Here is a 24,369-nt window from a genome sequence, read left to right as displayed (position 1 = left end):
AACGGCAAGATCCCCCGCACGGCGCGGGTTCGCTCCAGGAGTTACGTCACCATGCGCATCGGTTGTCCCGCCGAAATCAAGAACCGCGAATATCGCGTCGGACTGACGCCCGAAAGCGCGAAGGAACTCGTGGCGCACGGGCACGAGGTCTGGATCGAGGCGGGGGCCGGGCACGGCATCGGCGCGTTCGACAGCGAATACACCGCGGGCGGCGCGAAGGTCGTCGATACGGCGGAGGAAATCTTCGCCGGATGCGAGATGATCGTGAAGGTGAAGGAACCGCAGGCGCAGGAACGCGCCATGCTGCGCGAGGGCCAGCTTCTCTATACCTACCTCCATCTCGCTCCCGATCCGGCGCAGACGAAGGATCTCGTCGATTCCGGCGCTACCTGCATCGCCTACGAGACGGTGACCGGCCCCAACGGGGCACTCCCGCTCCTGAAGCCGATGAGCCAGGTGGCCGGCCGCATGAGCATCCAGGCGGGCGCCAACGCGCTGGAAAAGGCGCATGGCGGGCGCGGCGTCCTGCTGGGCGGCGTGCCGGGCGTGATGCCCGGAAAGGTCGTCGTGATCGGCGGCGGCGTGGTCGGCTTCAACGCCGCGCAGATGGCGGCGGGCATGGGCGCCGATACGGTCATCATGGATCGCAATCCCGACGTCCTGGAAAAGGTCGGCACCCATTTCGAGGCTCGCGCGAGCACGCGGTTTTCCAGCAAGGCAAACCTGGAGGAGGCGGTTGCCGAGGCGGACCTGGTGATCGGCGCGGTGCTGGTGGTGGGGGCAGCGGCACCCAAGCTGGTGACGCGGGAGATGCTGGGAAGCATGAAGCCGGGCGCCGTGCTGGTCGACGTCGCCATCGACCAGGGCGGCTGTTTCGAGACCAGCAAGCCGACGACGCATGACGATCCGACCTACATGGTCGACGGCATCGTCCATTACTGCGTCGCCAACATGCCCGGTGCGGTCAGCCGCACCAGCACCTATGCGCTCAACAACGTCACCCTGCCGCACGCCCTGCGCATCGCCGACATGGGCTGGAAGGAAGCGATGCGCGCCGATCCGCATCTGGCGCAGGGACTGAACGTCCACGCAGGCCGCGTGACCTACCCCGCCGTGGCAACGGAACTGGGCTATGACCTTCTCCCCATCGAAAAGGCCATCGCCTGATCTTGTGGCGCAAAATTACAACCAATACGGACTTAATCCCGGGTCAGACTTTTACTTGCGGTAAATCAAACCGGTCTAGGTCTTCCCTTCGATGGGGACAGATCGCGTGTTTCCCGCCACTCGCCTGGCGGGCCGAAGGACGGCAAGCTGGGCTGCGGTGTTCGCGGCCCTGGCTGCGCTGTTCCTGGCCGTTGCGGCCCAGGCCAGTCCCGCCGGCGAGGCGTTCGCGCCCGGTTCGACATGCTTTGCCAGCACCGGCCCGGCGGTCGGCTACGCCCGGATCGCCGATACCCCGGACGCGTGGAACTGCGAGGCGTTGGAGCGCACGGCCGGCGATGCGCGCGCCTTCGTCCGCATCGACCTGGGGACGAACCGCACAAATGTCGATTACGTCAAGCTGCGGCGCCAGCGCTTTTCCGAACTGCGCGTCATCGCCGTGGGACAGGACGGATCGCTGGCGCAGAACCGCATCGATCCCGACGGACTGATAACCGGCCGGCATCTGTGGGACGCCTACGCGCCGATCCCGCGAACGAATGCCCCCCCGCGCACGATCATCGTCGAGATGGACGATCCATCGGCGGCCAGCCGCCTCGGCAGCGCCCAGGTCGTGGCGGGCGAGCCCTTCACCCGGATCGCCGGCATCGACCATGTCCTCGCGGCCCTGTTGTGCGGCCTGCTGATTGCCCCGGTCTTCTTCGATCTCGCCTTTGCCCGCACCCTGCGCGCGCCGTTCCCGCTCTATCACGCGGCTTTCTGCGTCCTCGCCCTGATCCAGACGGCCACCGCATCGGGCCTGGTCGACCTGCTGACGTCCCTGCCGATGGCGGTCCAGCATGCGCTGGTGATCTTGTCGTTCGATCTCATGATGGCGGTGACGGCCCTCTTCACCCTGGCGTTCGTTGAACGCGGCGTGATCGAGCCGTGGCAGCGCCGGATGCTGGCGGGGATGGCTCCGCTGGCCGCGGGGCTGGGATTGCTGGCCGTCTTCGGGTTCCCGGTCTTCGGACCGAACGTGGGTTACGTCTATTACGGTGGTTACCTGCTGTATCTTGCCGGCATCATTGTCGTGCTGGCAACGGGTCTTCGGCGCGGCAGCCGTGCGCTGGGCTTTCTCATCATCTCCTATGCGCCGCTTCTCCTGATCGGGGCATCACGCGTGTTCGTGTCGCTGTTCGATTCTATGAACGTACCGACGGAAAGCGTCTGGCCCCAGAACCTGGCGCTGGGGTTCCAGGTCGTCGTGACCGCCTTCGCCGTCGCCGACCGCTTCATGATCCTCAAGCGCGAGCGCGATACCGCGCGCACGGAGGCGCGGGCGCTCGAAGACCTGTCGGAACGCGACTGGCTTACCGGCCTGCTCAACCGCCGCGGGATAGAGAAGCGTTTCGCCGATCTGCGGACACAGGGATACACCACGCTCGCCATCATCGATCTCGACCACTTCAAGCTCGTCAACGACCGCTATGGCCACGCCGTGGGCGACGAGGTGCTGCAACTGGTCGCCGACGTGCTGCGCGCCGACGATGTCGACACGCTCGCGTTTCGCATGGGGGGCGAGGAATTCCTGCTGATGCTGGGCGGCCCGAACGCGGCGAAGATCGCGGAAATGCGCCGGCGCGCCATCAGCGAAAGCGTCGCGGCGGCCGGCATCGCGGCGCACACCGTCACCGCCAGCATGGGGCTTGTGGAAGCGCCGCTGGACGCCTTGCCCGACGCCGGTTTCGAGGCGCTCTACCACCACGCCGACCGGCTGCTTTACGAAGCCAAGGCGACCGGTCGCAATCGCACGATGAGCGAGAAACTCAGCGCCTTCCGTCCGCGCCGGGGCGACCGGCGGCGCGCGGCCTGAGAGCGCGAGCCGTCAATCCGCCGGTTGCCAGCCGCCCTCGGGCCGGAACGGTTCGGCGACCTCGCTCGGCACCCGCGTCAGCTTGCCGCTTGCCCTGTCGACCATCGCCCATGTCGTTTTCGCGCGGACCAGCAGCCGCCCGTCGTCATCGGTGAAATCGAAATGCCGGTCGAACCGCGCGCCCTTGGGGTGGGAGCGGATGACCGTCTCCCCGTGGACCGTGGCGCCTTCGCCGACATTGCCGCGATAATCGATCTCGTGCCGGGTCACGACCCAGGCATAGGCATCGCGGTGCGCAGGCAGGGCATCGGCCTCCCAGTGGGCGACGGAAAGATCTTCCATCCAGCGGACCCACACGGCGTTGTTGACGTGGCCGTTGGCATCGATGTGTTCGGGCCGGGCGACGAATTGCCGGGAAAAGCGGTTGCTCATGTATCCTCATCGCGGCGGGCGGCAGGCAGGCACGACGGGTTCAGCGAAATCCCCGCCGAGGGCAAGGGATAATCCGGCTTACCCCCATGACGCCCGGCCGGCCGTGATCATTCGGCGACACCCATCTGCCAGAGGATGAAGGCGACCTCCTCCGCCGTCTCGCGCAGTCCCTCGAAACGGCCCGACTTGCCCGCATGGCCCGCGCCCATGTTGGTCTTGAGCAGCAGGATGTTGTCGTCGGTCTTGTGCGCGCGCAGCCGGGCGACCCATTTCGCCGGTTCCCAGTATGTGACCCGCGGATCGTTGAGCCCGGCGGTGACCAGCATGGGCGGATAATCCTGCCGCGTCACCTGCTCGTAGGGGCTGTATCCCAGGATGTGCCGGAAAGCCTCGGCGCTCTGTTCCGGGTTTCCCCACTCCGACCATTCGCCGGGCGTTAGCGGCAGATCCGCGTCGAGCATGGTGTTGAGCACGTCAACGAACGGAACATGCGCCACCACTGCGCCGAACAGGTCCGGGGCCTGATTGACGACCGCCCCCATCAGCTCGCCGCCCGCCGAGCCCCCGCTTGCCGAGATTCGCCCGGTCGCGGTGTAGCCGCGTTCCACCAGCGCCCGGCTGACATCGACGAAATCGTTGAAGGTGTTGGTCCGCGCGGCCAGCTTGCCCTGCAGATACCAGTCGCGCCCGAGATCGTCGCCACCGCGAATATGGGCGATGGCATAGGCGAAGCCGCGGTCGACCAGGCTCAGTCTGGAGGTGGAGAAGCCCGGCGGGACGGCATAGCCGTAGGCGCCGTAGGCATAGAGGTGGAGCGGTCCGCCCGGGTTGCGATCGGCGCGCGACAAGATGCTGACGGGCACCATGGCACCGTCGCGCGCCCGCACCGAAATCCGTTCGACCCGGTACTGCGAGGGATCGAAGCCACTGGGAATTTCGCGGACCTTCAGTGTTTCCAACCGGCCTTCCCCGACGTGGTAATCGTACACGGTATCCGGCGTGACCGGGCTTTCGTAACTCAGCCTGAGCCGGTCCACGGCATATTCGGGGTTGTTGCCCAGTCCCGCGCAATAGGCCTCTTCCGGAAAGTCGATGGCGCGCATCTGCGCGGGATCCGCGTAGGATCGCAGCTGCACCTGGTCGAGACCCGCCAGCCGCCCCTCGGTAACGTAGAAATCCGCGAACAGCTCGAAATCGGTAAGGTAGAAATCATCCGACCCCGCAATCAGCGTCGTCCATTCGCCCGGTGTCGCGAGGGAGGCTGTCGCGAGGCGGAAATTGACGTGGTCGTCATTGGCAAGGATGAACAGCGTGCCGTCGCGAATATCGACTTCGTATTCGACCCCGGCGCGTCGTTCGCGAACCAGGACGGGACTGGCGAACGGATCGGCGGCGGGAACCAGGCGCACCTCGCTCGTCTCGTTGTCGCCGGTCGACAGAACGATCCAGTCGCGCTGCGCCGACAGGCCGGGCGATACGGTAAAGCCGAGCTGCTCCTCGACATAGATCTCGCGGTCATCGCCCGTATGACCGAGGCGATGGACGAGGACGCGATCGACCCGCCAGTTCTCGTTCGCCCGGCCATAGACCAGCATCGTGTCGTCCGCCGCCCACACGAAGCCCGTGTTCACGTCGGCGATCCGGTCGGGCAGAAGTTCCCCGGTCTGCAGATCCTTGACGAAACCGGTGTAGAATTCGCCCCCCGTCGTATCGGTAGAATAAGCGAGATAGCGACCGTTCTCGCTCACCGAGAAGGCACCCAGGTCGAAATAGTCCAACCCCTCCGCGAGCGCCGGCCCGTCCAGCAGCAATTCGCGGCTGTCGGGGTGCGCGACCGGCCGGCGATAGAACTTGCGGTACTGCGCGCCTTCCTCGAATTCGGACCAGTATTCGAAGTCGCCATCGCGCTGCGGCACGGTGGAATCGTCTTCCTTCATCCGGGCGCGCATCTCTGCGAACAGGTCGTCGACCAGCTTGGCATGCTGCCCCATCTGCGCGTCGAAATACGCATTCTCCGCCCGCAGATAGGCGAGCACGTCCTCGTCCTCGACCCTTGGGTAGGACGGGTCGCGCAGCCAGGCCCAGGGGTCCGATACTCTCACGCCGTGTCGTGTGAAACTGTGTTCGCGCTGCTGGGCGACAGGCGGCAGGATCGGCGCGGAAGAAGCGGTATCGGTCACGGTGTGGTCATCCTGAAACGGGGGTATCGGCGCGGTCGCCCGCGCGGTAGCAAGGCGTGGCTCCACGACAAGGGTCCGTGCGGCTCTGCCGATACATAATCTTTCGCGCCCCGCTGGAAAGCCGGGTGCAAATCGCCTATTTCGCCGTTCGCCACCGACTGCCCACTCCGAACCCGAGATCTGCGCCTTGTTCCCAGTTCATAGCGTTTGCCGCCCGGACCGGCATCGGCAGCCGGCGCGATGATCCGCTGGCCCCTGCGCATCCTGCTCGGCGTCGGACTGCTGATCCTGCTGACGGGCGCGCTCGGCCGCTTCTCGCCGCTGCTCGACATCATCAACTTGGCGATCGTTCCGGTTGCCTTCGCCTGCGTTCTTCTCGCGCTGATCCTCCTCGCGATCAGTCTGAAGCGAGGGAAGGCCTCGAAGCCGATGGGCATCGTGCTGGTGATCTGCCTCATCGTGCTGTTTCCCCTGCCCGATGCGAGGGGTTCGTGCGCAGCGGATGCGCCGCGGCTGCGTGTCACCTGGCTCAACGCCGAAGGAACCACGCGGATCGCCCCCATCCTGGCGTGGATCGATGCGCAACATCCCGATATCGCCGCCTTCGCCGAGTTCAAGACGGGACCGACCCGGCTGCAAGAGGAGATGCGCCGGCGCTTCATCGCCGATCAGGACTGCCTTCCCACCGGTACCTGCTCGACCCGCATATTTGCGCGCACGACGCCGCTTTCCTCGGCCGGTCTCACGCGCGGGACGGTGGCGAATCGCGAAAACCTGATGGCGACGCGGATGCGGTTCGATTTCGACGGCGAGCCGCTGACGATCCTCGCCACGCATCTCCCGCGCCCCTTTCCGCCCGGCCCGCAGCGCGAGCAACTGGCCGAGCTGTCGACGCATGTGGACGACCCGGCCAACACCATCGTGCTCGGCGACTTCAACGCCACGCGCCGGATGCACACGCTGCGCGATTTCGCCCGCGCCAACGCTCTCGTCTCGAACCCCGTGGGAGCAGGGACGTGGCCCCTGATGCTGGACGGAGAACGCACTAGGCCGTTCGTCCAGATCGACCAGGTGCTGACCGGCGCGAACTGGACGGTGGAGGGGATCAGGGCGACCCGCAATCTCGGCTCCGATCACCGGGGGATCGTCGCGCAGCTGTGTCGACGCACGCCCTGAGCGTACGCGAACTGGCGCGAGAGCGCGGCAATGCCTATGTTCGAGAGGACCGATTCATACTCCGCCGACACAAGGACACGCCCATGCTGATGCAGACGCACGAAGCCCGCCTTTCCGCCCTTAGGGAGGAGCTCGCCCGCCGCGAACTCGACGGCTTCGTGATCCCCATCAGCGACGAGCACCTGTCCGAATATGTTGGCGCCTATGCCCAGCGCCTGGCCTGGCTGACCGGTTTTGGCGGATCGGCGGGGAGTGCGGCGGTGATCCGCAAGCCAGTGAAAGGAACGGGGGCAGCGATGTTCGTGGACGGCCGCTATACCCTCCAGGTGCGCGAACAGGTCGATGGAAAGCTGTACGAATACAAGTCCGTCCCGACCGATTCGATGGGCGACTGGCTGGTGGAATGCGCCCCGCAGGGCGCGCGTATCGGCTTCGATCCGTGGTTGCATACGCGCGGCTGGGCGGAGCAGATGAAGACGCGCCTCACCAAGGGCGGGGCCGAACTGGTGGCGGTCGAATCGAACCCGCTCGACGCGGTGTGGGAAGACCAGCCGCAACCCTCCCCCGCGCCCGCCTTCCTGCAGGACGAGCGCCATGCCGGCCGTTCGAGCGCCGACAAGCGCGCCGAGATCGCCGACTGGCTGAAGGCGGAGAAGCTCGATGCCGTCGTCATCAGCGCGCTCGACTCGGTCGCCTGGACACTGAACATTCGCGGCAAGGACGTCGATCATACGCCCGTCGCGCTGTCCTATCTCACCGTTCAGGCAGACGGCACGGCGGACTGGTTCATCGCCCCCGGCAAGGTGCCCGACGACGTGGCGCAGGCGCTGGGCAACGCCGTCCGCATTCGCCCGCGAGACGAGTTTTCCGAGGCTTTCGCCGCCTTTGCCGGCAAGCGCGTGGCGGCCGATCCCGATCGTTCGGTGGCCGCGATCTTCGAGCGGCTGGACGAGGTGGGAGCGCAGATCGTCTCGGAAACCGATCCCGCCGTCCTGCCCAAGGCGATCAAGACCGAAGCCGAACAGCAGGGCCACCGCGCGGCGCAGAAGCGCGATGGCGGGGCGGTCACGCGCTTCCTTCACTGGCTGGAGGGAGAGGCCCCCGGAGGAACGGTGGACGAACTGTCCGCTGCCGCCAGGTTGCAGGCCTTCCGCGAGAAATGCGGTGATTTGCGCGACCTGTCCTTCGACACGATATCGGGTGCCGGCCCCAACGGTGCCAGCCCGCATTACCGGGTGAACGAGGAAACCAACCGGACGCTGGAGCCGAACAGCGTCTATCTGGTCGATTCGGGTGGACAGTATCCCGACGGGACGACCGACATTACCCGCACCGTCTGGATCGGGCCCGGCGAACCGAGCGCGGAAATCCGCGACCGCTTCACCCGCGTGCTGAAGGGTCACATCGCACTCGCCACGCAGACCTTCCCGCCCGGCACTCCGGGAAGCGCGCTCGATGCGCTGGCGCGGCAGTTCCTGTGGATGGCCGGTCTCGATTACGCGCACGGCACGGGTCACGGCGTCGGCAGCTTCCTCGGCGTTCACGAGGGGCCGCAACGCATCGCCAAGCCCCGCGGCAGCCAGGCGGGCACCGATCAGGAACTGATGGCCGGCATGCTGCTGTCGAACGAGCCAGGCTATTACAAGGCCGGCGAATACGGCATCCGCATCGAGAACCTGGTCGTGGTCGAGGAGCGACACATCGAGGGCGCGGAAGGCGACTGGCTCGGCTTCGAGACGCTGACGCTGGTGCCCATCGACCGCACCATGGTGGACCGGGAACTGCTGACCGAGGCGGAGATCGGCTGGTGGAACGATTACCACGCCCAGGTTCGCGAAACCATCGCGCCCGAACTGGACGGAGAAGCGCTGGCGTGGCTCGAGAATGCCTGCCGCCCGCTCTAGCTTGACTTGCCGATGAACGCACGGGCCGGGACGCGACAAAGCGCGACACTTTTCGCGCGTCCCGGCAAAATGCTGCGACACCTGCCCGCTAGACCGGATGGCGAGAGCGACGGGATGGCGGACTTCTCCTCCTCCCTCACGACCCCGCCATTTCGTCGCTCCTCGCAATCGCTTGAAAGTACGGAGAGTGACATGAAAAAGATCGTGACCATCGCGCTGGCGACCGCCGCGCTCGGTATCGGCGGAACCGCGGCCCTGGCGCAGGCGGACGCGGATGCCACGGCTCACCGGCGCGGGGCGGAAACGACCCGGGTGCAGACGCAGGCCCGTGCCGCGGCGATGTTCGCCCGCATGGACGCGAACGGCGACGGCGTTCTCAGCCAGGCAGACCGCGAAGCGCGTGCGCGCGCTCGGTTCGAAGCCATGGATGCCGACGGCAACGGCGCCGTCACCTTTGCCGAGATGCAGGCGCATCATCGGGATATGCGCGGAATGCGAGGCGATGGTCAGCGCCGGGATCGGGGCGAGCGAATGGGGCATCGCGGTGGCCTTCATGGCGCGATGATGGGCCTTCGCGCCGGCACCGGCTCCGACGGCAGCATCAGCCAGTCGGACTTTGTCTCGGCTGCCCTCGCCCGTTTCGATGCGGCGGACGCCAATTCCGACGGCACCGTGACCCGCGAGGAACGCCGCGCCCGATGGAGCGAGCGACGCGCGGGCCGGAACGCCGCCGAGGCGCGGTGACGGACGATCCGGTAAACCTGCTGCTGGTGGACGATGACACCAGCCTGCGCGAAGCCCTGGCCGATTACCTGTCGCGCCAGGGCTTCGTCGTGCGCCAGGCCAACGATGCGTCGAAAGCAAGGTCCGCCCTGGGGAGCGAATCGTTCGATCTCGTCCTGCTCGACATCATGATGCCCGGCGAGGACGGGCTTTCCCTGTGCCGTCATCTGGTCGAGGCGAGGCAGTTGCCAGTCATCTTCCTGACGGCCCGGGGCGAGGCGACCGACCGTATCGTCGGGCTGGAAATCGGCGCCGACGACTATGTGGTCAAACCGTTCGAACCGCGCGAACTGGTGGCGCGCATCCGCTCCGTCCTGCGGCGGGTCGGCAGGGGCGCGTCGGTGCCGGCCGAGGACGATGCGCCCTACGAATTCGATGGCTGGCAGCTCGATCCGCTCAAGCGCCGGCTGACCGATCCGGACGGGACCGTGGTTCCCATCTCCTCGGCCGAATTCCGCCTGCTGACCGCGCTGCTCGACCATCCGCGCCAGGTCATGGATCGCGACCGCCTGCTCGACATGGTGCAGGGGCGCGAGGCGCATCTGTTCGACCGCGCCGTGGACAACCAGGTCAGTCGGCTGCGGCGCAAGATCGAGGAGGACAGCCGCGATCCGAAGCTCATCCAGACGGTCTGGGGCGGGGGCTACCGCCTCGCGTGCGATGTCGTCCGGCTTCCGCCCTGCGCGGCGGACGACTAGGCCCGCGATGGGCCGCGTCCTGCAGCGAAGCCTGCTCGGGCAGATGCTGCTGGCGGTGGCGATGGCGCTGTTCGTGGCCCAGACCCTGGCCGGCGTGCTGCTCTACCGCGCGGCGGCCGCGCGGGCGGAGGCGGAGGTGGTCAGCGCGCTCGCGTTTCAGCTTCTTTCCGACAACCGCACGAGCGGTCCGTCCTGGCGCGGCTTTCCCGAACGGGTGAGAGAAGGTCGCCGCGAACGGCGGCGCCAGCGCGCCATCCTCGCCATCGAGGCGGCGCTCTACAGGCCCGAAATGCGCGATACCGGGCGCGAAGCGGCGCTGCGTTCCGTGATGAGCGAGCAGGACATTCCCGTCGAGGCACTGATCGTTTTGTCCGACCTTCCGATTCCCGAAGGGCGCGATCGCCGCGGGCGCACGGTGACGGGCAATGCCAGCTTCGTACTCGCCGGACTGCGCATTCCGGGCGAGAATCAGTGGCGTATCGCCGCCCATGTCCTGCCGCCACCCGAACGCAGCCCGCTGCGCGGCGTCCTGTTGCAGACCGTCATCCTCTACGTCGTCCTGGTCGGCGGCCTGGCGCTTCTGCTCCGGCGGATCACCCGGCCGCTCGCCGAACTGACCGACCGGGTCGAACGCTTCGGCGGTGCCCGCGACGACGACCCGCCGATGCGCCCGACCGGACCTGAGGACACGCGCCGGCTCATCGCCGCGCACAATGCGATGGAAGCGCGCGTCGCGGCGCTGCTGGACGAGAAGGACGTCATGCTCGGTGCCATCGGACACGACCTCAAGACCCCGCTCGCCGCCCTGCGCGTGCGGATCGAAACCGTGGAAGACGAAAGCGAACGCGCACGCATGGCGGCGGGGATCGAGGACATCACCCGCTCGCTCGACGACATTCTCTCGCTTGCCCGGGTGGGTCGCCCGTCCGACCCCCTCGAGCGAACCGACCTCGCGGCCCTGGTCGCCTCGGTGGTGGAGGAATACGAGGATCTCGGCCGCCCGGTCACCTTCGAGGCCGACGGGCGCATCGCCGCGTCCGTACGCGCTACATGGCTTCGCCGGGCAATCCGCAACCTCGTCGACAACGCGCTGCGCTACGGCGGGAAGGCGCATGTCACGCTGCACGACGCGAGGGAAGGCGCGATCATCGCGGTAATCGACGATGGGCCGGGAATCGACGCGGACAGGATCGACGAAATGCTCGAACCCTTCAAGCGCGGCGACGCTTCGCGCAACCGCGAAACGGGCGGGGCGGGGCTGGGCCTCACGCTCGCCCGCGCCATCGCCGAACAGCATGGCGGCACGCTCACCCTCGCCAACAAGACCGATGGCACCGCGGTGACGGGCCTGATAGCGCAGCTGGCCATCCCGGTGGCAGGTCCGGGACGTACGACCTGACGACATTTTCCGTCGCCAAGTCGGAGCAGGCTTGCTACCCGGCGCTCAACAAGACCGTTCTGTCGCGAAAGTCCCCTGTCATGCGCCACGCTTCCCTTGCCGCCCTCGCCGCCGCCCTGCTCGCCGGATGCGCCACCGTCCCCGCCCCGCAGGATGGCGCGACCGCGCCCACCTTCACCGCCGCCCCGTTGCCCGCCGACGTAACCAGCGATCTGCCGCGTATCGCCCGGCCGCTCAACTACGCGATCCAGGTGGTGCCCGACGCCGAGAACCTGACCTTCTCCGGCGCGTCGACCGCGACGATCGAGGTCTACGAGGCGACCCGCTCGATCACCATGCATGCCAAGGGACTGGACATCACCTCTGCCGTGCTCGTCGCGCCGAACGGCCTGAGGGAGGAAATGGCGGTCAGCTATGACGGGGAACTCGACACCGTCACCTTCACCGCGGACAGTCGCTTCGCGCCGGGAACGTACCAGTTGCAGACGCAGTATGCCGGCACCATCGGCACCCAGGCGGCCGGCCTGTTCGCGCTCGATTATCCCGACAAGCGCACGGGCGAGGAAGTGCGCGCGCTGTTCACCCAGTTCGAGGCGCCGGACGCACGCCGGTTCGCGCCGCTGTTCGACGAGCCTTCCTACAAGGCGACCTTCGACCTTTCCGCGATCGTGCCCGCCGACCTGATGGCGGTTGGCAACATGCCGATTGCCGGGGAAGAGGATCTCGGCAACGGCACCAAGCGCGTCACCTTCCGCACCACGCCGATCATGAGCAGCTATCTGCTGTTCTTCGCGCTCGGCGATTTCGAGCGCAATTCGGCCATGGCCGATACCGGGACCGAGGTGGGCATCGTGGCGCCGGCGGGCAGCGGGGAGCAGACGCAATACGCGCTCGACGGCCTCAAACCGCTGATGCCGTGGTTTACCGATTATTTCGGCATCGCCTATCCCCTGCCCAAGCTCGACAACGTGACCGCGCCCGGCCAGTCGCAATTCTTCGGCGCGATGGAAAACTGGGGCTCGATCCTGACATTCGAGCGTATCCTGCTCAACGATCCGGCCAATACCAGCCCCGCCACGCGCCAGTCGATCTTCAGCGTCCAGGCACACGAGACCGCGCACCAGTGGTTCGGCGACATCGTGACGATGGCCTGGTGGGACGATCTGTGGCTCAACGAAGCCTTCGCCAGCTGGCTCGAAACCAAGGTCACCAACGATCTCCATCCGGAATGGTATGGCGATCTGGGCCGCGTCAACGTGCGCGAAGCGGCGATGAACGCGGATGACGATGCGACGTCGCATCCGGTCATCCAGGATATCTCGACCGTCGCGGAAACCGCGCAGGCCTTCGACACCATCACCTATTCCAAGGGCGAGGCGCTGATCGGCATGTTCGAGGACTATGCCGGCGCGGATGTCTGGCAGCGCGGCCTGCAAGCCTATTTCCAGCGTCATCAGTACGGCAATACGCAAAGCCCCGATCTGTGGCGGGCCATCGCGGAAGCGGGCGCAAGCGATCTGCCCGCGATCGCCGACGATTTCACCCTGCAGCCCGGCGTGCCGCTGGTGCTGGCCGATGGCCCCTGCGTCAACGGGCAGACGCAGCTGCAACTGGTGCAGTCGCAGTTCAGCCGCGACCGCAAGGCAGAAACAGAGGCCGAGCCGGCGCACTGGCTGGTCCCGCTCTCCATCGCCAATGGCTCGAGCGATCCTGTCGACATGGTGCTCGACAACCGGATGGAGCATTCGCTCCCCGGGTGCAGCGCGCCACTCGTCGTCAATTCGGGCCAGCTCGGCTATTACCGCACGCTCTATTCTCCGCGGTTGTCGCAGCGGATCGCCGATGGCTTTTCCGGCCTTGCCCCCATCGACCAGCTTGGTCTCATGCGGGACGGCTTCGCGCTCGCTGTCGGCGACTACCAGGCGTGGGACCGACCGCTGGCGCTGCTCGAGCAGGTGCCGCCCGATGCGAACCCCATCGTGGCGCAGTTCGCCGTGCAGCAGTGGGCTTCCATCTATTCGGCCGTTTCCGAAGACAACGCCGCCGAGCGTTCGCGGATTGCCGAGATCGCCACGGAGAAATGGCGGCCGCGCCTTGACGCGCTCGGCTATGATGCGAAGGCGGGTGAGCCCGTCGTCGACGCCAATTTGCGCAATGCGCTGATCGGGGCCTTCGACACCATGGGCGACGAGGGCGTCCAGGCCGAGGCCCGGCGCCGCTTCGCCATGCTGGAGGACGATCCGCGCGCGCTCGACGGGTCGATGAAGAACCTGTGGCTGGGGATCGCCGGCAACAACCTCACCACCAGCGAGTGGGCGCTGCTGTCCGAACTCGCCGTCAAGTCCACCAGCACCACCGAAAGGGCGACCTATTACACGCTGCTCGGCGCGCCGGAGGACGAGGCGCTGGCGCGCCAGGCCCTGAACTTCGCGCTGACCGGAGAAGCGGGGACGACCTCCGCCGCCATCATCCGTCAGGTCGCCGCGCAGCATCCCGAGCTCGCCTACGATTTCGTGATGCAGCACCAGGACGAAGTGCGCGAACTGGTCGATCCATCGGGCTGGCAGGGCTACATCGCCGGCCTGACCTACGGCTCGCGCGATCCGGCGCAGCTGGAACGGCTCGAGGAATATCGCGCGGACATTCCCGATGACGAGGCCGTGTCGCTCGACCGGGCGATCAACGCCTTCCGGGTACGGCTGGAGACGGATCCGCGGGTCGAAGCGGCGATTATCGACTGGCTGGGCCGCCGCGAGGGCTGACCATTGCCGGGCCGGCGGCCTATCGCATGAGGCCGCCGATCAGGTTCCTGACGAAGCGCCCCGCCACGGGGCCGGCCAGGTCGGTGGCGATGGAACCGATGCCCGATGTCATCGCCGTGCGTGTCGGGTTGGCGCGGCTGCGGCGACCGGTGATGCTGGCCGCCGCGACGGAAGCCATGGAGCCTGCCGCCGCCGCGCCCGCGCGCTTCATCGCCTTGCCCCAGATGGACGGCGACTTGCGCTCCCTTCCGCGCACCGCCTCCTCCCCTCGCGCCGCGACCTCCTCCGCCGTCGCGGCAGCGTCCTCGCCCTTCGCGGCGAGCAGTTCCTCCGCACTTTCGCGGTCGATCCGTTCGTCATACTTGCCGGCATAGGGACTGGCCGACTGGACGATCGCCCGTTCCCCCGCGTCGATCGGTCCCAGCCTGGAACGCGGTGGCTTGATGAGCGTGCGCTTGACGACAGAGGGCGCGCCATCCTCCATCAGCGTCGAGACCAGCGCCTCGCCCACGCGCAGTTCGGTGATCGCCGTCTCCACGTCGAGATCGGGATTGATGCGAAACGTCTCCGCCGCGGCCCTGATCGCACGCCTGTCGCGCGGGGTGAAGGCACGCAGCGCGTGCTGCACGCGGTTGCCCAGCTGGCCGGCGACCTGTTCGGGAATGTCGATGGGGTTCTGCGTCACGAAATAGACGCCCACGCCTTTCGACCGGATCAATCGCACGACCCGCTCGATTGTTTCCTGCAACGCCCCGGGCGCATCGTCGAACAGCAGGTGCGCCTCGTCGAAGAAGAAGACCAGCTTCGGTTTTTCCGGATCGCCGACCTCGGGCAGGGTCTCGAACAGTTCGGCCAGCAGCCACAGCAGGAAGGTCGCGTACAGCTTGGGACTGCGCATCAGCCGGTCGGCGGCAAGCACGTTGATGATGCCACGGCCCTTGTCGTCGAGGGCGAGGAAATCGTCGATTTCCAGCGCCGGTTCGCCGAAGAACTCGGCGGCCCCTTGAGACTCGAAGCTGAGCAATTGCCGCTGGATCGCGCCGACCGACGCTTTCGACACGTTGCCGTAGGTTCCCGACAGCTCCTTCGCGTTGTCGTAGGCCCAGCCGAGAACTGCGCGCAGATCGGCGAAGTCGAGCAGCAGCAAGCCGTTCTCGTCCGCATGGCGGAAGACGATCTGGAGGACACCCTCCTGCGTCTCGTTGAGGTCGAGCAGGCGGGCGAGCAGCAACGGTCCCATCTCGGAAACCGTGGTGCGGATCGGGTGTCCCTGCTCACCGTACAGATCCCAGAACACCACCGGATTGTCCGAATAGGCGTAGTCCGCCATGCCCAGCTCGGCGGCCCGCTTCTCCAGCGCGGCGGCATGCTTGAAGCCGGGGGAGCCGGGCAGGGCGATACCTGACAGATCGCCCTTCACATCGGCCAGGAAGACCGGGACGCCGGCCGCAGAGAAGCTTTCCGCCATGCCCTGCAACGTCACCGTCTTGCCGGTGCCCGTCGCGCCCGCGATCAGCCCGTGCCGGTTGGCGCGGGTAAGGTCGAGCGCTTGACGTTCGCCATCGAGCGCATTGCCCAGATAAATGTCCGCCATTCGCGCCCGCATGCCCCTTGTCTTGTCGCTTTGTTGCCAGCTTGCGGCTTGGACCCTACAGCGGAGCCGATGGAGCGCAAGACCCCCTTCGTGCTGCTCGACGACGCGCGCGCGGCGGGCGCGGGCGATGCGCACCTGTTCACCGATCCGGCACGGGTCTTCGCCGCCACGCGGGCGGAGCAGGTCGCCGATACGCTGGCCGAAGCCGACGCCGCGCGGCGCGATGGCGGGCAGCATCTGGCCGGATACATCGCCTACGAGGCGGGCCTGGCCCTGGAGGAGCGGCTGGCGTCCCGCACGCATGCGCGCAGCGGAGCGGCCGGTCCGCTCGTCTGGCTCGGCCTGTTCGACGCGCCCCGAACCATTCGCGCGCCCGACATGCCCGCCTGGCTCGATGCGCATGCGGACGGTTCGGCGAGCATCGGCCCGCTCGCCCCGCAACAGGCCGTGGGCGACTATTGCGAGGCGTTCGGCCGCTTGCAGGACGCGATCCGGGCCGGCGATATCTACCAGGCCAACCTCACCTTCCGCCTCGCCGGCCCGGCACGCGGCGATCCGCTGGCGCTCTACGCCGCGATCCGCCCCCAGGCGGCTGCGGGATATGGCGGACTGGTGTTCGACGGGTCGCACTGGCTGCTCTCCTTCAGCCCCGAACTGTTCTTTTCGCTGAAGGGCGACAGCATCCGCGCCCGGCCGATGAAGGGCACCCGCCCGCGCGCGCCGGACAGGGCGGAGGACGACGCGATGGCCGCGGAGCTTGCGGACAGCGACAAGGACCGGGCGGAGAACCTGATGATCGTCGACCTGATGCGCAACGATCTCGGCCGGGTCGCGCAGGCGGGCAGCGTGCGGGTGCGAAACCCCTTCGCCATCGAAAGCTATCCCACCGTCCACCAGATGACGAGCACGGTGGAGGCAACGCTGGCACCGGACAGGAACGCGATCGACCTGCTGACCGCGCTGTTCCCCTGCGGCTCTGTCACCGGGGCGCCGAAGATTCGCGCCATGGAGCTGATCGACACGGTCGAGCGCGACGCGCGCGGACCCTATTGCGGCGCCATCGGGAGGATCGACGCAAACGGCGACGCCGCATTCAACGTCGCCATCCGTACCGTGCGCCTGACACCCGGAGAGAACCAGCGTCACCGGGCGGTGCTGGGCGTCGGCGGCGCGATCGTGGCGGATTCCGATCCGCTGACCGAATGGCGCGAAGCACTGGTCAAGGGCGCGTTCGCGCGCGGGGCCGCGGGCGGACATGATCTTATCGAGACCATGCGTTTCGATCCCGAGGGCGGCATCCCCCTCCTGGAAATGCATCTCGAACGCATGAAGGGGAGCGCTGCCGCGCTCGGCTTCGCCTTCGACCGGCACGAAACGCGCAACCGCATCCAGGCGCTGTGCTTCGAGCTGGAAGAACCCGCATGCGTGAGGCTGCTGCTTTCGCGTGGCGGGGCGACCGCGCTTGAAGCGGGCGAGTTGCCCCCCGCCCTGCCCGACCCCGCCCCCTGCATCGCCCTGCCGCATCCGGTGGTGCCGACCGACTGGCGCCTGTCCCACAAGACCACCGATCGCGCCTTCTACACCGCGGCGCTGGAAGCTGCGCGGGACGAGGGAGCTGTCGAAGCGGTGCTGGTACGCGAGGACGGGCGCGTGACGGAAGGAGCCTGGTCCAGCATCTTCGTCGAACGCGGTGGAATGCTGGAAACTCCGCCCCTTTCTCTCGGTCTGCTGCCCGGCGTGCTGCGCCGCTCGCTGATCGAGGGCGGCAGGGCGCGCGAGGCGGACCTGACGCTGGACGATCTGGCCGACGGTTTCCTGATCGGCAACGCGCTGCGCGGCCTTCATGCCGCGCGGCTGTTGTTGCCGTGACGACCCTGCACCTGTCGCGGGCGCTCGACCGGATCGAGGCTTCTCCCACCACCGCCATGACCGACCGCGCCACCGCGCTCAGGGCCGGCGGGCGCGACGTGATCGCGCTATCGGTCGGCGAACCGGATTTCGCCACCCCGGGCCACGTCATCGGAGCCGCGAAACGGGCGCTGGACGCGGGCGAAACACGCTACACCCCGGTTGCCGGCACCCCGGAATTGCGCGAAGCGGCGGCAGAGCATTTCGCGCGCGATCTGGGCATCACGGCCGATCCCGCGCATGTCATCGCGACAGCCGGCGGGAAACAGGCGATCTTCGAAGCGTTCGCCGCCACGCTGGACGCCGGTGACGAGGTCATCGTGCCTTGTCCCTGGTGGGTCAGCTATCCGCAGATGGTGCGGTTCTGCGGCGGACGGGTGGTTCGGCTCGAGACACATGCGCGCGATGGCTTTCGCTTCGATCCGAGAGATCTCCTCCCGCTGGTAAGCTCCCGCACCAGGTGGCTGGTGCTGAACTCTCCCGGCAATCCGACCGGCGCCGTGTATCCCGCCGCGATGCTGGAAGGCGTTGCCGACGTGCTGCGCGCGCATCCCGGCATACTGGTGCTGAGCGATGATATCTACGCGCCTCTGATCTATACCGGGCAACCCCACGCCACGCTGGCCGCCATCGCGCCCGATCTCGCCGATCGCGTGCTTACGGTCTCGGGCGTGTCGAAAAGTCACGCAATGACAGGCTTTCGCATCGGCGTGGCGACAGGGCCGGCCTGGCTGGTGCAGGCCATGGCGCAGCTCCAGAGCAATTCGAGCGGCAATGCCTGCGCCGTCAGTCAGGCCGCCGCCGTGGCCGCGTTTGCTGGCCCGCAGGATTTCCTCGCAGACTGGAGGGTTGTCCTGCGCCGTCGCCGCGATCTGGTGACGGGCAGGCTGAACGCTATTCCCGGCCTGTCCTGCCGTCCCCCCGAGGGCGCGTTCTACGCCCTCGTCGATGCCACGCCGATCATGGACCGGTTTGCCGGAGACGACGGAAACCTCGCCCTGCACTTGCTCGAAAACGGGGTTGCGGTAGTGGCGGCCAGCGCATTCGGAGGGCGGGACGGCTTCCGCCTCAGCTTCGCGGCGGACGAGGCGACGCTCGCCGAAGCGCTGGATCGAATCGAAGGAGCCCTCGCGTGAACGACTTTCTCTTCAGCGCCAGCCTGCTCGGCCTGTCCGTGCTCCTGCCGGTGCTCGCGGCGCGTATCCGGGCGGTGCGCTGGCAAGTCAAGGCGCCCGCCTGCCTCGCGCTGGCGAATGCGATCCCGCTGACCCTGTTATGGGCGGACGATCCGGCATTCCTTATCGGCCCCTCGCTCATCATGAAGATCGTGGCGCATCTGGCGATCAGCCTGCTGCTGGTGACGATCACCGTGATCTTCGTTTCCGCGCAGGGTCCGGCATGACCCCGCAGATCGTCTACGAGGACGGCGAGGCGCTCGTCATCGACAAGCCGGCGGGCCTGCCGGTCGATCCGCCGCGCCGGGGCGGGCCCTCGCTCGAGGATCATCTCGAGGAGCTGAAGCTGGGTTTCCAGCGGGCGCCCCAGGCGGTCCACCGGCTCGACACCGATACCAGCGGCTGCCTGCTCCTCGCCCGCAATCCCAAGGCGCTCAAGCGCTTCGGCATGGCGTTTCAGGAGAAGCAGGTCACCAAGACCTATCTCGGCATCCTCGCCGGCCGGATCGAGAATGACGAGGGCACGGTGGAGCTGGCGCTTTCCAAGGTCAGCACCGAGGCGAAGGGCTGGCGGATGATCCCGGCGAGGAAGGGCAAACCGTCCGTCACCCACTGGACGAAGCTGGCCGAGCTCGATGGCGGACTGACGGTGGTGGAGTTTCGCCCCGAGACCGGCCGAACCCACCAGATCCGCGTCCACGCCGCCAGCGGTCTGGGCCGCGCGTTGCTGGGCGATCCGGTCTATGGTCACAAGGATGCGCGCGTCGGCCGCACCATGCTGCACGCCCAGGCGCTCGTCGTACCGCGCGACGGCAAGCCCGACATCGCGGCGAAGGCGCCATTACCCGCCGATTTCGCGCGGTTCGGCGTGGCGGCGCAGGACGAGGGCTGATGGGCCGCATCCTCGACCGGGCCAACGCCATCGCCGAGGAGAATTTCGTCGCGGCGAGCGGGCCGGGCGGACAGAACGTCAACAAGGTCGCGACCGCCGTACAGCTGCGGGTCAACATCTACGAACTCGCGCTCCCCCCGCGTATCTTTCACCGGCTGAGCGATCTGGCGGGCAACCGTCTCAACCAGACGGGCGAAATCGTCATCGACGCGCGTAACCACCGCACGCAGGACGCCAACAGACGCGAGGCGCGCGAGCGGCTGGCGGACCTGATCGCGGAAGCGGTGAAAGAGCCGAAGAAGCGCGCGAAGTCCCGCGTGAACCGGCTGAACAAGCGCAAGCGGCTGGCCAACAAGAAGGCGCACGGCCAGAAGAAGGCGCTGCGCGGCAAGGTCGACTACTGAGAGGCCGCCGTTCCCGGACCGCGCTTGACTTTTGGCTGATTCTCCAGCAAAGGCGCGCCGGTGAGGGCGGCGCCGTGCGTCGCCCGTGTTGTTTTCGGGCCGGCCACGGCCTTTCAAGCTTACTGGACGTGAAACATGGCGAAGCCCGCAACCATCAAGATCCGCCTCAATTCGACTGCGGATACCGGCCACTTCTACGTGACGAAGAAGAACCCGCGCAACCACACGGAAAAGTTCACCTTCCGCAAGTACGATCCGATCGCGAAGAAGCATGTCGAGTACAAGGAAGGCAAGATCAAGTAGGTTCGCGCCGGCGTTCCGTGCCGCCTGAACCCCGGGAACCTGCCGGGTTCACAATCGGTTCAACGCTCCGATTCTAACTCCCGGAGCATGAACCCCGTGACGAAAACCCTTCGCAAGCCAATCGTTGTCGCCTTCGCCGGCGCTATGGCTCTCGCCCTCCCCGCCTCGCTCGCGGTTCCGCTGGCGAGCGCCTCTGCACAGTCGAATACCAGCCAGCTCGACCGTGCGGTTCGCGCCCTGCGCGCGATCACCACGATGAAGGCGGATTTCACCCAGACCGACCGGTCGGGCAACACCGTGAATGGCGAACTCACGCTCAAGAATCCGGGCAAGATCCGTTTCGAATACGGCAGCGGCACGAACATGCTTGTCGTGTCCAACGGCGACGCGCTGACGCTGGTCGATTACGAGGTCAACCAGGTCGAACGCTGGCCGATCAGCAACTCGCCGCTCGGCGCGCTGCTCGATCCGAGCCGCGACATGCGGCGCTACGGCACCGTTCAGCGGACGGCGAATTCCGATGTCATCAGCATCGAGGTGGCCGATCCGAACAAGCCCGAATACGGCACGATCACGCTTATCTTCGTGGAAAACGCCCGCGCGCCCGGCGGGCTTCAGCTGACCAACTGGGTGGCGCTCGATTCCCAGAACCAGCGCACGACCGTGCGCCTGCGCAACCACCGGTACGGCATGGCCGTCGCCGACAGCACGTTCAGGTATCGCGATCCCCGGCGTTCGTCCCGTCGCCCCGGCTGAACGGCGCATGGTCGAAATGTTGTATCTTTGCGACAGAACGCAGCAAATATTCATTGGCGAGACAGCCGGCCGATCCTAATTTGGGTCAACGGAATGCGGCGGTGAGGCGGGTTTCCCCCCTGTTGCCCTTGCCTCGACAAGCCGGCGTGTTTCGCGAAGCGTGACGAACGCTCAAAACGAACCCTCGTCCCAATGCCCCCGGGACGAGGGTTTTCGTTTGTCCGCGCCATGCCCTGGCGCACCCCGGGGTTTGCTAAAGGCGCTTGCGCCTCTAACGCTGCGCGAATGATCTCTATCGCCAGCTGGAACATCAACTCGGTTCGCCTGCGAATGCCGATCGTCGCGCGCTTCCTTCGGGAACAGTCCCCCGACGTCCTGTGCCTGCAGGAGATCAAGTGCCAAGAGCAGCAGTTCCCCTACAAGGCTTTCGCCGAACTGGGTTACGAGCATGTCGCGGTGCACGGGCAGAAGGGGTATCACGGCGTGGCGACGGTCAGCCGCATTCCGTTGCGCGACTTCTCCAGGCACGATTGGCAGGACAACGGCGAGGCGCGCCATGTCGGCGTGGAACTGCTGGGGCCGGGCAAGGGCATGGTCCTGGAGAATGTCTATGTCCCGGCGGGCGGCGACGTGCCGGACCGCGCGGTTAACCAGAAATTCGGGCAGAAACTCGATTTTCTCGAGCGCATGACACGCTGGGCCGATGGGGTGGAGCGACCGACCATGATCGTCGGCGATTTCAACGTCGCTCCGCTCGAATGCGACGTCTGGAGCCACAAGCAGCTGCTGAAAGTGGTCAGCCATACGCCGGTCGAGGTCGACGCCCTGCAACGCTTCATGGACGCGCATGGCTGGGCCGATATCGGACGCCAGCAAATCGCCGCGCCGGAGCGGTATTACAGCTGGTGGAGCTATCGCAGCAAGGACTGGCGGGTAAACGATCGCGGGCGGCGGCTCGATCACATGTGGACAAGCCCGGACCTTTCGGGCCAGGTTACAGGACACCGCGTGCTGGAAGACGCGCGCAGCTGGGACAAGCCGAGCGACCACGTACCGCTCGTGACGGAAATCGACCTCTGACACGCGGATCGCCTTCCCCGGCGCGGCGCGTCGCGCAGGCGGTGGATGCGCTGCGCCACGGCTGGCCCATCGCGCTCGAGGGTGCGCCGGTGCTGCAACCGGTGGAAACGGCGCCCGACCCGGCTACCGCGTCTGCCCGAATGCTTATCTCCGCGGCGCGCGCGAAGACCCTCCGGCTCGCCAATCAGCGTGAGGCGGCGGACGGCCATTCGCCGGCGCTGATCCGCGCGGCAGAAGCGCTCGATATTGCCGCCGCGCTGCCGATAGCCGACCCCGCGCTCGACCCGGCAAACCCGCTGAAGGGCCCGTTCCTGGCCGAGGAACTGCGCTGGACGGACGCGGCCCGGGCGGCGATGGAGCTGGCGCGTGTCGCCGGGATACTGCCCGCCTTCCTCGTCGATCCGCAGCCCGCCGGGGAGGCCGTCGCCCTGCGCGCGGGCGACCTCGCCACCTGGTCCGCCCCGGCGAACCTCGCCATCGCCACCCGCGCCCGTCTGCCGATCGCCGCGAGGCAGGATGCCGAGATCGTCGCCTTCCGCAGCGCCGACGACATGCGCGAGCACGTCGCGCTCGTGCTGGGCACCCGCAATTCGGACCGCGTGCCGCTCGTCCGCCTGCATTCCGAGTGCCTGACGGGCGACATCTTCGGCAGCCTCAAATGCGATTGCGGCCCGCAACTGGATGGCGCGCTCGCGGTCATGGCGCGCGAGGCGGATGCCGGCGGCTGGGGCGTGCTGCTCTACATGCGGCAGGAAGGGCGCGGCATCGGCCTCGTCAACAAGCTGCGCGCCTACCGCTTGCAGGATGACGGCTATGACACGCTCGATGCCAACGCCCGGCTCGGCCTGCCCGAGGAGGCGCGCGATTTCCCGCTGGCCGCGCGGATGCTGGATCTCATGGGGATCGCGCGGGTGCGGCTAATGACGAACAACCCCGAAAAGGTCGTCGCGCTGGAGAATGCCGGGATCACCATCGTGGAGCGCGTGCCGCATCAACTGGCGCCGAACCCGCACAACGAACGCTATCTCGCCACCAAACGCGACCGCGCCGGGCACCTGCTACGCTGACCAGCGCCCCAGCGCCTCTCCCATGCGCACGGCGTCGCCGGCGCGCCTGTCCGCCAGCCATTCCACGCGTCCCGGCTCGAACAGCAGCACGCAGGTCGAACCGAGGATGAAGCGACCCATCTCGTCGCCCGCATCGTAGGACAGGTCGCGGCCACCGAAATCCTCGCGCACGAGTTCGGACGCGTGGGTTTCGACGAGGCCCGACCACACCGTCTCGATCCCCGCCACGATCATGGCCCCGACCATGACACTGGCGAAGCGACCGTGCGGCCCGTCGAACAGGCAGGCGAGCCGCTCGTTACGGGCAAACAGACCGTCGATGTTTTCCGCCGTGACCTGGTTGACGGAAAACAGGTCGCCCGGAACGTAGGTCGTCGTCGCCAGCCGGCCGGCGGCGGGCATGTGGACGCGGTGGTAATCCTTCGGGCTCAGGTAGATCGTGGCGAAGGCTCCGCCCTCGAACCGCCGGGCCGCCTGGGCATCCCCGCCCAGCAGCTGCCGCGCCGTGAAATGCCGGCCCTTGGCCTGGAAGATGCGCCCCTCCTTCACCCGGCCGATCTGACTGATCGTGCCGTCCGCCGGGCTGAGGACGTGCCGCCCGGCATCGGCCAGCGGACGCGCGCCGGGCCTGAGTTCGCGGGTGAAGAAGTCGTTGAAACTGCGATAGGCTTCCACGGGCCGCGCCGCTTCGGCCATGTTCACGCCATAGGCGGCGATGAATCGGCGGATCAGCAGGGTTTTCAGCCACGGCGTCTCGCTCGCGGCGAACGTGCCGGCGAGACGCGAGACCGCGTGATGCGGCACGGCCCGCTGCAACCGGATGAACGCACGGCTCAT

21 protein-coding genes are annotated in these 24,369 nt (G+C 67.2%); 17 read left to right on the top strand and 4 right to left on the bottom strand.

Features of this window, described 5'->3' with window-relative positions; genetic code table 11:
* Nucleotides 1-51 precede the first annotated feature (51 nt).
* Together ald and EG799_RS08095 are read left to right on the top strand one after the other, a co-directional pair.
* Nucleotides 52-1,167, top strand: coding sequence for an alanine dehydrogenase (gene ald, locus EG799_RS08100; RefSeq protein WP_123880181.1), 1,116 nt, complete (start codon nucleotides 52-54; stop codon nucleotides 1,165-1,167).
* A 91-nt stretch (nucleotides 1,168-1,258) separates the two neighbouring features.
* Nucleotides 1,259-3,019, top strand: a complete 1,761-nt coding sequence (locus EG799_RS08095) for a GGDEF domain-containing protein (protein WP_123880179.1) — start codon at nucleotides 1,259-1,261, stop codon at nucleotides 3,017-3,019.
* A 12-nt stretch (nucleotides 3,020-3,031) separates the two neighbouring features.
* Here EG799_RS08095 and EG799_RS08090 read toward each other — a convergent pair whose 3' ends face one another.
* Both EG799_RS08090 and EG799_RS08085 read right to left on the bottom strand, forming a co-directional pair.
* Nucleotides 3,032-3,451, bottom strand: coding sequence for an acyl-CoA thioesterase (locus EG799_RS08090; protein ID WP_123880177.1), 420 nt, complete (start codon nucleotides 3,449-3,451; stop codon nucleotides 3,032-3,034).
* Nucleotides 3,452-3,558: 107 nt separating this feature from the next.
* Entirely contained in the window at nucleotides 3,559-5,631 is a 2,073-nt protein-coding gene (locus EG799_RS08085; RefSeq protein ID WP_325051108.1) for a S9 family peptidase, read from the bottom strand.
* A 240-nt stretch (nucleotides 5,632-5,871) separates the two neighbouring features.
* On the opposite strand from EG799_RS08085, the gene EG799_RS08080 reads away from it, so the two are divergent.
* The 6 genes from EG799_RS08080 (at nucleotide 5,872) to EG799_RS08055 (ending at nucleotide 14,353) form a co-directional block, all read left to right on the top strand.
* On the top strand, nucleotides 5,872-6,807 hold the full coding sequence (locus tag EG799_RS08080; protein WP_123880173.1) for an endonuclease/exonuclease/phosphatase family protein: 936 nt from the start codon (nucleotides 5,872-5,874) through the stop codon (nucleotides 6,805-6,807).
* Between the two features lie 83 nt (nucleotides 6,808-6,890).
* Complete coding sequence (locus EG799_RS08075) at nucleotides 6,891-8,711, top strand: aminopeptidase P family protein (protein WP_123880171.1); 1,821 nt, start codon at nucleotides 6,891-6,893, stop codon at nucleotides 8,709-8,711.
* Nucleotides 8,712-8,903: 192 nt separating this feature from the next.
* A complete protein-coding gene (locus tag EG799_RS08070) occupies nucleotides 8,904-9,455 on the top strand; it encodes an EF-hand domain-containing protein (protein WP_158611040.1) in 552 nt (183 codons plus the stop codon).
* The gene (locus tag EG799_RS08065) at nucleotides 9,410-10,192 is read left to right on the top strand and encodes a response regulator (RefSeq protein ID WP_123880167.1); all 783 of its coding nucleotides are present in this window, start codon (nucleotides 9,410-9,412) and stop codon (nucleotides 10,190-10,192) included. Before EG799_RS08070 ends, EG799_RS08065 begins: the two co-directional genes overlap by 46 nt.
* Nucleotides 10,193-10,199: 7 nt before the next feature.
* On the top strand, nucleotides 10,200-11,591 hold the full coding sequence (locus EG799_RS08060) for a sensor histidine kinase (RefSeq protein WP_123880165.1): 1,392 nt from the start codon (nucleotides 10,200-10,202) through the stop codon (nucleotides 11,589-11,591).
* An 80-nt stretch (nucleotides 11,592-11,671) separates the two neighbouring features.
* On the top strand, nucleotides 11,672-14,353 hold the full coding sequence (locus EG799_RS08055) for a M1 family metallopeptidase (protein ID WP_123880163.1): 2,682 nt from the start codon (nucleotides 11,672-11,674) through the stop codon (nucleotides 14,351-14,353).
* A gap of 19 nt (nucleotides 14,354-14,372) precedes the next feature.
* Here the strand turns inward: EG799_RS08055 and EG799_RS08050 are convergent, their stop codons facing one another.
* Entirely contained in the window at nucleotides 14,373-15,947 is a 1,575-nt protein-coding gene (locus EG799_RS08050; protein WP_123880161.1) for a helicase HerA-like domain-containing protein, read from the bottom strand.
* A 69-nt stretch (nucleotides 15,948-16,016) separates the two neighbouring features.
* On the opposite strand from EG799_RS08050, the gene pabB reads away from it, so the two are divergent.
* The 9 genes from pabB to ribA all read left to right on the top strand — a co-directional run bounded on the left by pabB (nucleotide 16,017) and on the right by ribA (nucleotide 23,532).
* Nucleotides 16,017-17,816, top strand: a complete 1,800-nt coding sequence (pabB, locus tag EG799_RS08045) for an aminodeoxychorismate synthase component I (RefSeq protein ID WP_123880158.1) — start codon at nucleotides 16,017-16,019, stop codon at nucleotides 17,814-17,816.
* Nucleotides 17,817-17,821: 5 nt separating this feature from the next.
* Complete coding sequence (locus EG799_RS08040; protein ID WP_199798286.1) at nucleotides 17,822-18,991, top strand: pyridoxal phosphate-dependent aminotransferase; 1,170 nt, start codon at nucleotides 17,822-17,824, stop codon at nucleotides 18,989-18,991.
* Nucleotides 18,988-19,257 (top strand): hypothetical protein, encoded by a 270-nt coding sequence (locus tag EG799_RS08035; protein WP_123880156.1) that lies wholly within the window; start codon nucleotides 18,988-18,990, stop codon nucleotides 19,255-19,257. The genes EG799_RS08040 and EG799_RS08035 overlap by 4 nt, the downstream gene beginning before the upstream one ends.
* The gene (locus tag EG799_RS08030; protein ID WP_123880154.1) at nucleotides 19,254-19,922 is read left to right on the top strand and encodes an RluA family pseudouridine synthase; all 669 of its coding nucleotides are present in this window, start codon (nucleotides 19,254-19,256) and stop codon (nucleotides 19,920-19,922) included. The genes EG799_RS08035 and EG799_RS08030 overlap by 4 nt, the downstream gene beginning before the upstream one ends.
* Entirely contained in the window at nucleotides 19,922-20,326 is a 405-nt protein-coding gene (arfB, locus tag EG799_RS08025; RefSeq protein ID WP_123880152.1) for an alternative ribosome rescue aminoacyl-tRNA hydrolase ArfB, read from the top strand. The genes EG799_RS08030 and arfB overlap by 1 nt, the downstream gene beginning before the upstream one ends.
* Nucleotides 20,327-20,461: 135 nt before the next feature.
* Complete coding sequence (rpmG, locus tag EG799_RS08020; protein ID WP_047003840.1) at nucleotides 20,462-20,629, top strand: 50S ribosomal protein L33; 168 nt, start codon at nucleotides 20,462-20,464, stop codon at nucleotides 20,627-20,629.
* Nucleotides 20,630-20,716: 87 nt separating this feature from the next.
* On the top strand, nucleotides 20,717-21,385 hold the full coding sequence (locus tag EG799_RS08015; protein WP_123880150.1) for a LolA family protein: 669 nt from the start codon (nucleotides 20,717-20,719) through the stop codon (nucleotides 21,383-21,385).
* Nucleotides 21,386-21,670: 285 nt separating this feature from the next.
* Complete coding sequence (xth, locus tag EG799_RS14220; RefSeq protein ID WP_234029075.1) at nucleotides 21,671-22,465, top strand: exodeoxyribonuclease III; 795 nt, start codon at nucleotides 21,671-21,673, stop codon at nucleotides 22,463-22,465.
* Nucleotides 22,466-22,506: 41 nt separating this feature from the next.
* Entirely contained in the window at nucleotides 22,507-23,532 is a 1,026-nt protein-coding gene (gene ribA / locus EG799_RS08010) for a GTP cyclohydrolase II (protein WP_234029074.1), read from the top strand.
* Here the strand turns inward: ribA and asd are convergent.
* Complete coding sequence (gene asd / locus EG799_RS08005; protein WP_123880146.1) at nucleotides 23,524-24,369, bottom strand: archaetidylserine decarboxylase; 846 nt, start codon at nucleotides 24,367-24,369, stop codon at nucleotides 23,524-23,526. The genes ribA and asd overlap by 9 nt on opposite strands.

Origin of the sequence: Aurantiacibacter spongiae (assembly GCF_003815535.1) — a bacterium.
Taxonomy (GTDB): Bacteria; Pseudomonadota; Alphaproteobacteria; order Sphingomonadales; family Sphingomonadaceae; genus Alteraurantiacibacter; species Alteraurantiacibacter spongiae.
This window is presented reverse-complemented; position numbering and strand designations above follow the sequence as displayed.

Coding starts and splice junctions, on each gene's coding strand:
- ald (WP_123880181.1), top strand. CDS start 52: ATGCGCATCGGTTGTCCCGCCGAAATCAAGAACCGCGAATATCGCGTC.
- EG799_RS08095 (WP_123880179.1), top strand. CDS start 1,259: ATGGGGACAGATCGCGTGTTTCCCGCCACTCGCCTGGCGGGCCGAAGG.
- EG799_RS08090 (WP_123880177.1), bottom strand. CDS start 3,451: ATGAGCAACCGCTTTTCCCGGCAATTCGTCGCCCGGCCCGAACACATC.
- EG799_RS08080 (WP_123880173.1), top strand. CDS start 5,872: ATGATCCGCTGGCCCCTGCGCATCCTGCTCGGCGTCGGACTGCTGATC.
- EG799_RS08075 (WP_123880171.1), top strand. CDS start 6,891: ATGCTGATGCAGACGCACGAAGCCCGCCTTTCCGCCCTTAGGGAGGAG.
- EG799_RS08070 (WP_158611040.1), top strand. CDS start 8,904: ATGAAAAAGATCGTGACCATCGCGCTGGCGACCGCCGCGCTCGGTATC.
- EG799_RS08065 (WP_123880167.1), top strand. CDS start 9,410: ATGGAGCGAGCGACGCGCGGGCCGGAACGCCGCCGAGGCGCGGTGACG.
- EG799_RS08060 (WP_123880165.1), top strand. CDS start 10,200: ATGGGCCGCGTCCTGCAGCGAAGCCTGCTCGGGCAGATGCTGCTGGCG.
- EG799_RS08055 (WP_123880163.1), top strand. CDS start 11,672: ATGCGCCACGCTTCCCTTGCCGCCCTCGCCGCCGCCCTGCTCGCCGGA.
- EG799_RS08050 (WP_123880161.1), bottom strand. CDS start 15,947: ATGGCGGACATTTATCTGGGCAATGCGCTCGATGGCGAACGTCAAGCG.
- pabB (WP_123880158.1), top strand. CDS start 16,017: ATGGAGCGCAAGACCCCCTTCGTGCTGCTCGACGACGCGCGCGCGGCG.
- EG799_RS08030 (WP_123880154.1), top strand. CDS start 19,254: ATGACCCCGCAGATCGTCTACGAGGACGGCGAGGCGCTCGTCATCGAC.
- arfB (WP_123880152.1), top strand. CDS start 19,922: ATGGGCCGCATCCTCGACCGGGCCAACGCCATCGCCGAGGAGAATTTC.
- rpmG (WP_047003840.1), top strand. CDS start 20,462: ATGGCGAAGCCCGCAACCATCAAGATCCGCCTCAATTCGACTGCGGAT.
- EG799_RS08015 (WP_123880150.1), top strand. CDS start 20,717: ATGAACCCCGTGACGAAAACCCTTCGCAAGCCAATCGTTGTCGCCTTC.
- xth (WP_234029075.1), top strand. CDS start 21,671: ATGATCTCTATCGCCAGCTGGAACATCAACTCGGTTCGCCTGCGAATG.
- asd (WP_123880146.1), bottom strand. CDS start 24,369: ATGAGCCGTGCGTTCATCCGGTTGCAGCGGGCCGTGCCGCATCACGCG.